Annotated in this window: 9 protein-coding genes; 6 read left to right on the forward strand and 3 right to left on the reverse strand. The window is 53.9% G+C overall.

The window, feature by feature from the left end:
- The first annotated feature begins 8 nt into the window (after positions 1 to 8).
- Complete coding sequence (locus IJT02_03620; protein ID MBQ7544013.1) at positions 9 to 1,220, forward strand: pyridoxal phosphate-dependent aminotransferase; 1,212 nt, start codon at positions 9 to 11, stop codon at positions 1,218 to 1,220.
- Between the two features lie 146 nt (positions 1,221 to 1,366).
- Positions 1,367 to 2,689 (forward strand): glycosyltransferase, encoded by a 1,323-nt coding sequence (locus IJT02_03625; GenBank protein MBQ7544014.1) that lies wholly within the window; start codon positions 1,367 to 1,369, stop codon positions 2,687 to 2,689.
- 48 nt (positions 2,690 to 2,737) lie between these two features.
- On the opposite strand, the gene IJT02_03630 is transcribed toward IJT02_03625, so the two are convergent.
- From IJT02_03630 to IJT02_03640, 3 genes are read right to left on the reverse strand one after another with little or no spacing between them, the layout of a single operon-like run.
- Positions 2,738 to 2,995, reverse strand: coding sequence for a hypothetical protein (locus IJT02_03630; protein ID MBQ7544015.1), 258 nt, complete (start codon positions 2,993 to 2,995; stop codon positions 2,738 to 2,740).
- Positions 2,996 to 3,045: 50 nt separating this feature from the next.
- Positions 3,046 to 3,330, reverse strand: a complete 285-nt coding sequence (locus tag IJT02_03635) for a DUF4491 family protein (protein MBQ7544016.1) — start codon at positions 3,328 to 3,330, stop codon at positions 3,046 to 3,048.
- 1 nt (position 3,331) lies between these two features.
- Positions 3,332 to 4,006, reverse strand: coding sequence for a DUF4405 domain-containing protein (locus IJT02_03640; protein ID MBQ7544017.1), 675 nt, complete (start codon positions 4,004 to 4,006; stop codon positions 3,332 to 3,334).
- 148 nt (positions 4,007 to 4,154) lie between these two features.
- On the opposite strand from IJT02_03640, the gene flgM reads away from it, so the two are divergent.
- The 4 genes from flgM (at position 4,155) to flgL (ending at position 11,709) form a co-directional block, all read left to right on the forward strand.
- Entirely contained in the window at positions 4,155 to 4,448 is a 294-nt protein-coding gene (gene flgM / locus IJT02_03645; protein ID MBQ7544018.1) for a flagellar biosynthesis anti-sigma factor FlgM, read from the forward strand.
- A gap of 6 nt (positions 4,449 to 4,454) precedes the next feature.
- On the forward strand, positions 4,455 to 4,910 hold the full coding sequence (gene flgN, locus IJT02_03650; GenBank protein MBQ7544019.1) for a flagellar export chaperone FlgN: 456 nt from the start codon (positions 4,455 to 4,457) through the stop codon (positions 4,908 to 4,910).
- A 5-nt stretch (positions 4,911 to 4,915) separates the two neighbouring features.
- A complete protein-coding gene (flgK, locus tag IJT02_03655) occupies positions 4,916 to 8,002 on the forward strand; it encodes a flagellar hook-associated protein FlgK (protein ID MBQ7544020.1) in 3,087 nt (1,028 codons plus the stop codon).
- Positions 8,003 to 8,082: 80 nt separating this feature from the next.
- Positions 8,083 to 11,709 carry a flagellar hook-associated protein FlgL gene (gene flgL / locus IJT02_03660; protein MBQ7544021.1) on the forward strand — a complete coding sequence of 1,209 codons (3,627 nt, stop codon included), beginning with the start codon at positions 8,083 to 8,085 and terminating at the stop codon, positions 11,707 to 11,709.
- The last annotated feature ends 31 nt before the right edge of the window (positions 11,710 to 11,740 follow it).

The raw sequence follows: 11,740 nt of genomic DNA on the forward strand, positions 1-11,740 counted from the left end.
GAAGCATCATGCATTTTTCCGACAGAATACAGGCGTTGAAGATCTCGCCAATCCGCAGGCTGATACCTTATGCGGACGCGGCGAAGGCGAAGGGCAAGAAGGTTTATCACCTGAACATAGGACAGCCCGACATCAAGACTCCTGCAGGATACTTTGAGGCAATCCACAACTTCACGACGGACACGATAGCCTACCAGCCCTCGCAGGGTATTCTTCCTCTGCGCGAAGAAGTCGCGAAGTACTATAACGCTCTGGGTGTTCCCTTTGAGCCGAACGACATCTACATCACCTGCGGAGGAAGCGAAGCACTGTCATTCGCGGTGAACATTCTCTGCGATCCCGGCGACGAGCTGTTAGTTCCCGAACCTTTCTACGCGAACTACAACACCTTTGCGCGCCTGTCCCTCGCAAAAATCGTGCCGATTCCGACGAAGGCAGAGACGGGTTTCCACCTTCCGCCTGAAGAAGTCGTCGAGAGCCTGATTACCCCGAGAACCCGCGCGTTCTGGGTGTCGCATCCCTGCAACCCTACGGGAGTTGTGTACACGCCGGATGAAGTCCACATGCTGTGCCGTCTCGCGAAGAAGCACGACCTCTTCGTGATTGCGGACGAGGCTTACCGTGAGTTTGTGTACGAGGCTGATGATTATGTGAGCTTCGGGCAGGTTGAGGACGCACGGGACAGGGTGATAATGATCGACTCTGTGTCGAAGCGTTACAGCGTGTGCGGTGCGCGTATAGGCTGGATAGCCATAAAGAACAAGGAGTTCAACGCGCAGGTGATGAAGCTGTGTCAGGGCAGGCTGAGCGTCTCTGAGGTCGAACAGGTAGGAGTTGCCGCGCTGTACAGGACTACCCCGAAGAGCTACCTTCAGGAGGTCAACAAGGAGTACAAGATGCGCCGCGACGTGATGTACAAGGGGCTTCTTGCAATTGACGGCGTTGTGTGCCACGAGCCTAAGGGAGCATTCTACACGATGGTGAAGCTGCCGGTTGATGACTCGGAGAAGTTCATAATCTGGATGCTGGAGAATTTCGACATTGACGGAGAAACCACGATGGCCGCACCAGGAAGCGGATTCTATGCGCAGCCCGGTCTTGGCCTCGATGAAGTTAGAATGGCATATGTCCTCAAGAAGGAAGACATAGAGAGGGCGTTATACATTCTGAAGAACGCTATAGCTGCTTACCCGGGAAGGGCAGAAGCAATAAGAGCATAGCAATCACTAATCCCCGTCTGAAACATGGCGGGGAATTTCTGTACAAAGGAGGTTTACACGAATGCGCGAAGTCTGTATAATTTCGCAGTTCGCAGTAGCTTAGTCTGTCTTTTCACCGTTTCTTCATTTGCGGAGGGACTTCCGCGATGAAGATAGCCCTTCACCTACACGATTACAGCAATAACATACCTTCTTTCCGCAATACAGACTTCAGGAATCCTCAGCTCGGCAATCCCGGAATATGTGGGACGAGATACGAGTTTATCATGCTGTCCTATGCTCTCGCCAGATTCTCTGATGCTGAAGTCAATCTGTACTGCCATGAAGACAGCAACATCTACCCTGACGGCGTGAAAGTTCATGTTGTCAGCGGCAACCCAGACCTTATCAGGCAGGTCAAGGCCGACGGAAATGATGTAGTTATTCTCAGGGCACAGCCTACTCCCGCGTTCTATGACTTATACGAACGTGCTGCGGAAGCCGGAATCAAGGTTGTCGCTTGGTCTCATAACTACATGCCCTACGACTTGATAAGCTATCTCGGCAGGACAGAGGCGATAAGGCGGATCGTAATGGTCGGACGTGAACACTATGATTATTACCTCGACCATCCTGCTATCATGAAGTCAACGTACATTCACAACATGTATGACGGACGGCACTGCAGGCTGAGGGAGCTTCCGCAGGAACCTGCAGTAGTTTATACAGGCGGGCTGTACGCGGACAAGAGCTTCCACGTCCTAGCCGCAATGTGGAAGGATATTCTGCATGAAGTGCCAGACGCAAAATTCTACGTTATAGGCAGCGGCAGGCTCTATAACAAGTACGCGGAGCTAGGGCCTTACAGGCTGGCTGATGCGAAGTATGAGGCTGTGTTCATGAAGTACCTGACTGAAAGCGGAGAGATACTGCCGTCAGTCAAGTTCATGGGGAATCTCGGAACTGATAAGGTGGAAGTGTATTACAGAACCAGCGTAGGGATCGCCAATTTCGGGATGGAAACGTTCTGCCTTAGTATGCTCGAAATGGAAGGCTGCGGTCTTCCCGTCGTCAATATGGCACATGGAGGTGTGCAGGACGTAATCAAACACGGAACTACAGGTTATCTTGGCCGGAACACGGATGAGATAAAGAAGTACATAATACTTCTGCTGAAGGACAGGGATCTCAACATAAGGCTGGGCAGGCAGGCGAAAGAGTTTGCGGAGAAGGCGTTTTTGCCGGAAGTTCTCGTGAAGCGGTGGCTGAAGCTCTTTGATGATGTCATCAATGGCAGGCCTTGCGAGTACATTCCTCCGTCGGAGCACCGAACAGAACTCAAACGCCTCAAGATCGCCAACCGCTGGCTGAGGCTTCATCATGTTCCAACTGTACCTGTGTCGTCTCTATCCCTCCCTAACATCAAGCATTTCATTAGGAAGCTGCTGCCCGGACCGTATGATATGCTGAAGAGGCTCGTCAAAGGATAAAGAACATCCCCCCGCTCATCAAGGGCAGGGGGATTATTGTTGTCTTGCCTACTTGTTGGTTGCCTCGTCGATAGCCGCGTTCATTGCGCAGACCGCACACTTCTCCTTCTTGCTGTGGGTTGAACCGCACTTCGGGCACGTAACGAGATCGCTCTCCGCCGCAAAAAGCTCTATCCTCTCGCACTCCGGGCACTCGTAGATGTCCACGTGAACCCTGTCAGCTTTCAGGAGCGCGCTTCCCATAGGGTAACCGGCTTCCTTGAGCTTCAACGGTTTATGACAATACACACAGGTTTTTTCTGCCATTTCACAAATCTTCCTTCCCAGTGAAATTTTGTGCAATTATATCACACGGATTATCTGCGCTTAGGATTTCGCGGAAACCATCCCTTTGCGACACGCTCTTCCTGCTTCTTCAGCTCCCCTATGCTCCACAACGAACAGCACCCGAACACCCCCGCAACTCCCGACAGAATCACGTCCTCAACCACGAGCGACACTCCCAACCCTGCCAGTCCCAGCACCAGAAACACCGGCCAGACCCGCGCGCCAAAGTAATACTCGCACTTGATTACGACGGGGTGAAAGATGCCGATTATCACGAAGCATGACAGCCCGATGACCACGCCCGCTACGTTCATGCTAGAACATCGCCTCCTGAAGCCCTAGACACACAACAAGTACCGCGAACACTCCCAGTGCAACAGCAACACTTACTGCCGGACGCAGGAATTTTCCCGAGAGAATACGTCCTGCCTGATAGCCCGCAAGAGTCCAGAAAGACAGCATAGCAATATTTTCTGCGAGGACCAACAGAGGATTCTTGTCGTAGTCGATGAAGGCGAACTCGTTAATCAAGAATATGTACTCGTAAAGCCTAAGGTTCATGAACACATACAATCCCCAGCCCGCAAGCGCGCTCCCGAGAAGTCCGCGCCAAGCAGAACTTATCCTGCCCGCAATCATTCCCCAGTGCAGGCCGAGATGTACTCCCATCAGGACAAAGCTCAGGTACGAGCAGCACAGGTGTGCCGTCCGCGCAAACGACGTGAGAGCCTCGACGTTGAGGAACAGGAACTCTTCAGAGATTATGATGCCGCTTAATGCAGTCATCACGAACGACACTAGCAGCGAGAGATTCACGAGCACAGAGAGAACCCGTGCGGGCGTATACCTGCCCCTGAAGATTGCTCCGTACCACCGGCGGTTGAGGTACTGGTGGACGAGGAACAGCACGAACATTGTGATTCCGATGTATTCATGTCCTGCCTGCTCGGTGATCTGCTTCGACATCAGCAGCATTAAGGCAATGGTCATAAGAATGTCTATTAATCGTCTTGGATTCATAAATGCAATTATACATTAACAAAACGCGTAAGCTGTTAAAGATAATCGCGGGAATCACCGAGAATTATTGCAACACTTGGGGCGTTATGAATCTCACGAAGAAGGAGGAAAAACAGAGATGATTGGCAGAATATCAGGGCAGTATTCAACCGAAGCCCTCAACCGCAGAAAATCAAGGCACAATGTCTCCTACGGAAGCGGATACCAGCAGGAATCCGACAACGCAGACATCAGTTCGTTCGGCTCACTGCTCTCGAGAGTGAATGCCGAGTTCAGGAACATCCCCGAAATCCGTGAAGACAGAGTAGCTGCCCTGAAAGCACAGGTAGAATCCGGCAGCTATAATCCTCCGCTGGACAAAGTGGCGAATGCGCTGTACATAGCCGGTATTCTCGACGCGACGGAAGAATAACATGCTATGCGTGCCGAAGTTGAGGAGCTTATTGATGCTGTTGCCGGGACGGCGGACTGCATAGATGACCTTATAGATGCCATACGCGAACAGCGCGAGGCAATGACTGAACGCGACATCGACTCCGTGAATGCTCTCATGGATGAGACGCGCGATATATTTTTCGAGACACAGACGCAGGACGCACTCCGCAATGACCTAGCGCACAAGTTAGCCGCAAAGTTTTCCTGCGAACCTACAGCGAGTTCTCTTGCGTCAAAGATGGATAATGATGAACGTGCAATCTTCAACGGGGCTGCGGACAGACTCACGCAGTCCGTTTTTGTGTTGAAGAGCGAAATGATTATACTTAACGGCCTGATAGACCAGAACGAACAGTATACGTCAATGCTGCTCTCTGAATGGCAGAGGCTTAACGGGGACAGGGTTTCGCAGTCTGGCGGGGCTGATTTCAGGGGGTAGATAGAATGAGCAGTACATTCGGCGGCATGGAAATGGGCAGGAGCGCGCTTAACGCCTTCCGCTTGGGGATGCAGACAGTAGGGCACAACATCTCCAACATGAACACGGAGGGTTATTCACGACAGCGCACTGTGTTCAAGACGGTTACTCCTGAGGACATTCCGAACGTAGGACAGCTCGGGCAGGGGATGAACGTTGCGGAGATCGAGAGAATCCGTGATGAGTTCCTCGATTTCCAGTTCCGGGACGAACAGGCGACGCTGGGCTACTGGACGAAGGTTAATGACCTATACGACTCGATACAGACCTACATCTCAGAGCCGGCATCTTCCGGGATACGCTCGGCGATGGATACGTTCTTCACGAACATTCAGACCCTCCAGCAGACACCCGAAGACACATCGGCGCGTCAGGCTCTCGTAACTTCCGCGAACTCTCTGGGCATGATGCTCGGCAACCTCGTCGACAGCTTCAACACCTACAATGAGCGCATAAACATGGAGCTGAAGCAGTCCGTTGACGAGGCGAACACAATGCTACGCAACCTTGCCATGATAAACCTCAAGATATCCAACGCAGAGGCACTCGGCCAGAATGCCAACGATCTTTACGACCAGAGAGACCTCATCCTCGACAAGCTATCCAGCATGATGGACATCTCCTACAACGAACCGCTTGAACGCGACGGCATCAAGGGAGAGTTCTTTCTGTCAGTGAACGGCAGGGTACTCGTGCAGGGAACTCACGTGAGGGAGCTGGCGGCTCATGCGTTCATGTGGGACGAGCAGGTGTACTATGACGTTCAGGTGTCGGAGAACGAGTTTGACATTGTTAGCAACCCCAGCGTAGCTGATGCTCTGGCGACGGGCCCGGACGGGACATATCAGCTCATTGTTGACCGTGTGGCTAACGGCGTTGAGTGGACGGCGGGCGGCGGAAACGCGCACTGCATAGAGACTTACGCGGTGCGGACTTCAGCCTTCAACAACGGAATAATCCTCGACGCGAACTCTGAGGACATACCCTACAAGCTGCAGTTCAGGACGCTTAATGAGGACAGGACTCCTGTGGTGCTGAACATCAAGATAGACAAGACAGAATCTGGCACGTGGATGCTGAGGGCAGAGGCGGACGGTGTTGCGATGGACGACATGACCACCGATACAGGAGCGGCTACGCTCACGACGACTGACTTGGAGGCGTTCATCACTAATGCTGCGGCCAATGCGGGCGAAGACGGGATGAACCTCTCTGTTGAGGAAGTGCAGATGAGCGAAGACCCCGACACCTACGCGCTTATGTTCACGGCTGATTACGACTCGCCCGTCGAGCTCACGGACTACAGCGGGATGCTGGGCGGACTGACTGAGGCCAGGCGCGAACTCACCGGCGTAAACATGAGGGTAACCCCCGCGCACGTGGAAGACGCACTGAACTTGTCCGGGTCATTCAGGATTCAGGTAGGAACTCAGGGAACGCGCGTAACCTCAAACAACTTCAAGGAGAACGGCGGCAAGAAGCTCGGCGAGGGAGAGATTCTGAATCCCGGCCAAGCAGGCGACAAGTACACCTTCAGGGTCGGAGTGTCGGGAGACCAGGCGGATTTCTCCGTGTCGTGGAACAACTCATTAGGCAAGTGGGTGCTGAACTCTGACCTGAGCACTGAGAGCAGAATAGTCGACAGCGTCAACAGCGAAGGCGAGCACGTTCTTACAGTGAAGGATCTGACGGACTTCATCTCGCAGACGTTCATTGATGCGTCGAACGCAGACAACCCTGCTCTTGCGGGAATGAGAGTCGTAACCGGCAAGGCATCATCAGGAACGATAACACAGTTCTACCTCGAGTCGAATGATAACTATCTGCTGTCGATCTCCGACGTTGAAGGTAACTTGGCCGAACAGCTCGGTATCGCCAATCCCAACCCCATAATCACGATTGACGTAGAGAACACCGACAGCCTTATAACCATACGCAACAAGATAAACGAGAAGTATCAGGAGGAGTTCGGCCTCACAGAGCCCGAGCAGTGGGTACATGCCTCTGTAGACAACGGATACCTAGAGATTTCCGCGAACGTTGCGGGCGAGGCGCAGAGGATTACGCTGATGGGCAGCACGGACGGAAACATGCAGGTATTGCGCCGTCTTGGCCTGACTGCGAACCAGAGAATAGCTACCGACATAACCGACGACGAAGGCAATGCACTCTTCAGCTACAGGGAGATAGCCTACATCCCGGAGTCAGGTGTTGCGCGTGATGCGTCGTTCACCTTGAACAACGTGCGCTATCTCTCGTCGGACAACAAGTTCAACCGGGCAAGAAGAATCCCCGCACTCACCGGCGATTCACGGGAACGTTACAGCGGCAAGGAACTCAGCGAAGTCAGCGAGGGAATGTGGCTGAACCTGAAGGCCGCAGGCTCAACGACAATCAACGTTCGGCATCACATCCGGGACGGCTCGATGAAGGCACTCGAGGAGATCCGCGACGGAATAATACCCGACCTCAAAGACAACCTCGATAGCATGGCTTACGGTCTGGCCAAGCACGTGAACGCCTACCAGTATTCCGGCTACGGTGTCGGAGGGGACATTACGACGACGGGCGTTGCGTTCTTCAACACGCTGAACACTAAGGCAGGAGCGGCAGAGAAGCTCAGCGTTGATGACAGGGTGTCGGCTGACCCGTCGCTCATCGGTGCGGCAATGGGCAAAAAGAACGCTGACGGCCTCGCACTCACCGGCACAACGGGCGGAAGCGGAGACGGCACAAACGCTTCACGCATGGTCAGCCTGAACTTCAGCAAGATTCTCGAGAACCACACCCTGAGCGTCGGCGGAATGTATGACGCAATGCTCTCACAGATAGGCACTGAGGCGGCGAGCGCAAAGCTCATGTACACCACACAGGCTACCGTCGCGGAACAGATTAACTCACAGCGTCAGGCATGTTCGGGCGTAAACCTTGACGAGGAACTCATGGACATGGTGATTCTCAATAGGGCGTTCGGCGCAATGTCGAGGTACATTACGACGTATGATGAGATGCTCGACAAGATAATTAACGGTTTCGGTCTTGTAGGCCGATAATTTCTGCAGACCCGTTGAAGTTTTCGAGACAAACCCTCCGAAGGATGCGGGGGGTATATTTGTATAAGGAGAAAGTTATCATGTACAGCCGTCTAACTACAGCAACAATGTACGGGAGCTTGATGGACTCGTTACAGCAGAACCAGAAAATGATTCAGGATCTGCAGAGACAGATAGCTTCCGGGAACAAATACACTAATCTTGCGGACAACCCTTCGGCGGTTGCGCGTTCTCTTCAGGTGCAGTCCGCTCTGAACGCCAATGCACAGTATGCACAGAACACCGTCAACGCGGTAACGATGCTGCGCTACGCTGACGGGGCACTGAACAACGTTCTCGACGCGGCGCAGGCGATACGTTCATTAATCATACAGGCAGGGAACGGCTCATTAGACAGCAGCCAGCTCAAGGACATCACGGCGCAGATTGAGGCGAACAAAAAGATAATGCTCGACAACCTCAACACGCGGGTTGCGGGACAGTATATCTTCGGTGGAACGGACACAACAACCCCGCCTTTCGTCGAGAAGCCGGACGGCAGCATAGTCTATCAGGGTTCGGACGAGCGCATAAAGTACGCAGTGAGCGACGGGCTGCTGGGGGATGTTACGTTTGCGGGGAGCGACATTGTGCCGACAGACGACGACTCGTACTTCATATGCTCGCACAATGTCCCTATAGACTGGACGTGGCAGGGACGCGAGGAGAAGGTACAGATCACCGTAGGGAGCAGGACGCTTTCAGTGTTCATTCCCGAAGACTGGAGCGACATCGACACCACAAAGACCAGCACAAGAGACATCAACTACACCGACTACAACCAGTTCAGAGACCCGCGCGAACACACAGGCATAACCCTCGATGACTTGGCCGAAATCGTGAACAGATCCCTTGAGGAGCAGGGAGCTGACATGCTGGTGAAAGTTACCGTAGAGAAGGACATGGAGGCCGGAACGCAGCAGCTCATCATGAAGTCCAACACCGGCGAGAAGATAGGTATAACTGGCTGGCCTGACACTGACTACATGCCGATACCCGCGACGGCAACCAGCAAGACCTTCGCGGACGATGATTCTTCGTGGAAGACAGGCGGAGAGGGAAGCGTCAACGGCCTCATGGGCAAGACGAACATCCTCAGCTGGAAGGGCACTTCCGGAACAATGACTATTACCGCCGGAGACAGAACGGAGACGTTCAACCTGTCGTCGATGGCATCATCAACCGACCTCGTGAAGGCCATCAACGAGGAGTTCTCGGGAATCTCTGACGGGACACCTTTTGCGTCGCTGTCGTCAGGAAACCTTCAGGGGCGGCTTGTGCTTCAGTCGGAAGAAGGAGAAATCACGGTCTCCGGGAACATCGGCGAGCTCTTCGGCAAGGAAGGCACAATCTCAAGCACGACCTCATCACTGACAATAAACGTCGGCGGCAAAGAGGAAGGCACAACAAAGATATTCATCAACGACGACGACTCTCTTGAGGACGTTGCGGAGAAGATTAACGGCATAGGCGGACTGTTCTCGCGGACAAACGCTGACGGAACGAGCCTCACGGTGATTGCGCAGAGGATAGGCGATGCTCCTGAAGACAGGCTCGCGAACAACGACGCGGCGGAAGAGCTGCATTACCCTGCGATGACGATTACGGGCGAAGGCGGAGCTGCTGAACTGTTCGACTTCCCGGAAGGCGAGAACTCACTAAAGGCGACAGCGACGCGCAGGCAGCTTGACCATAGCCACATGGACGTGTTCGACGTTCTGGGGATGGAAACCGCGATGAAGAGCAGGGAATTTGACCCTACGGAAACTCTTGAGGTCAAGGCCGGAACAGAGCTTCACTGGCGCGTAATCAGCGGAGGACGGAGCGCGGACATCAAGCTGAACGGAGGAATGTCCTACACGCTCGAGCAGCTCGCGGACCGGCTCAAGAATGCCGGTGCGGGATGGCTTGAAGTTACGCTAGAGGAAGATTCTACGGAGACAGGCCTTACAGCAAACATCACTGACGGCGAGGCCAAGACACAGAGAATCGTTATGCGTGGCTTCGACGGCGAGCAGGTCATAATGCTGGACATGAACGAGTACAACTACGCGGATCAGGCCGGGCTGTCTACGGTTCTGCGGACAGACGGCTACACCAGCAGCATGGCGGGAACGGGCACTAAGTGCGTGAACTTCCCCTCTGCTCCGTGCGTTGACGACAACGTAGGAATACCGCTCAGGGTGCAGATGAACTGCGGAATGTACTACGACATAAACATCAAGAGGGCAGAAGTCATCAACGTAAAGACGGGCTTTGTTGACCGCACAAAAGTGATGCGGGCGATTGTCGACGAGGTGAACGCTCAGGAAGGCCATGAAGTTATGGGTTGCACGGTTCACCTTGACGCGGCGGGAGAGGAGATAGCGGACTCGAGCGCAATATACTTCCTGTCTGGCGAAGCCTTCACCGTCGTGGATATGCCCTTCAACGACCCTGAATGGAACGACTATTCAGGCGGAATAGCGGCGCAGATGGGCATTCACGGCGGAGTAACCTCGAACTTGGCCAAGACCGAACAGCCCATAAAGGACAACGATACTTTTGGTGCAGTTGTTGAGGACTTCAGGGGCGGGACGATACGTTTCGCGAACCTTTCGCACAGCGTAGAAATCGACGTAGGAGAGAGCGACACGGTGAAGGACGTTCTGGACAGGCTTCGCACTCAGGCCGGAGAGTGGCTGTACGTGAACTACTACGATCAGCACATGGGGCAGGACGCAACCCGCAACACCGGCGACTACCCGATAATCTCGCTCTCGTCGAAGGATGGTTCTGCGGTGAGCGTTCTCGATGTGAAGGGGCATGTAGCGCAGGACAATCTAGGACTGAGCACCGGCATTCAGACGCGTCTTAACCCCGACGGCACAGGAGAAGGCATAATGTCTGACAGCTTCGTGTGGGACATTGAGAACGATAGCTTCCCCGCGACAGAACTCACGCTCACTGTGGCGGGCTACTCTCACACGATTGACCTTACGGAGATTCGGAGCGTTACGCCTGACCCCGACGGACTGATTCAGGCGGACGACATCGCGGAGTTCATCAATGCCAGAATGCAGGACTACGACGTTCGCGCAGAGGTCAACAGGGACAACGAGCTGATGATATGGTCATTGCGCGGGTACTCCGTAGAGGCGGAGTTCACAAATAACGGGTCTGATGTTACAGCAACGTTTCTCGGCGAGGAGTCTTCGTCGCGGAGCTACTACAGAGGAGGGTACAACCTCGAGGGCGGAGCTCAGACGCGCGGGATTGACGCTAACGACATGTACAGCACGGGAATGCACGGCCAGAACGCAACGATACGGAGCGGCGCGAACACTATGCGTCAGAACGGCTTCGGAGTGATCAACGACATTATTGCGGCGATAGAGTCGGGCAACAGGGACGACTTGTCCAGCAAGATGCTCCCGAAGATTGACGACTTCATCAGCAACCTGCTTTCTGTGATGTCGGAGGACGGAGCACTTCAGGCGCGCTACACCTACAACGGCGAACGCCTCACGCAGGAGAATGCGATAATGGAGGAGACGTACGATAGTCTGGCGAAGATTGACCCTGCGGACGCGATAAGCCAGCTGATGATGGCGGATTACATGTATCAGGCGAATCTTGCGGTGATAGCGAGACTGATTCAGCCGAGCCTTCTGGATTTCCTGAGGTAGAGAAAGAGTTTCCCCCTCTGCACGAATCAGG

Source organism: Synergistaceae bacterium (assembly GCA_017450125.1).
Taxonomy (GTDB): Bacteria; Synergistota; Synergistia; order Synergistales; family Aminobacteriaceae; genus JAFUXM01.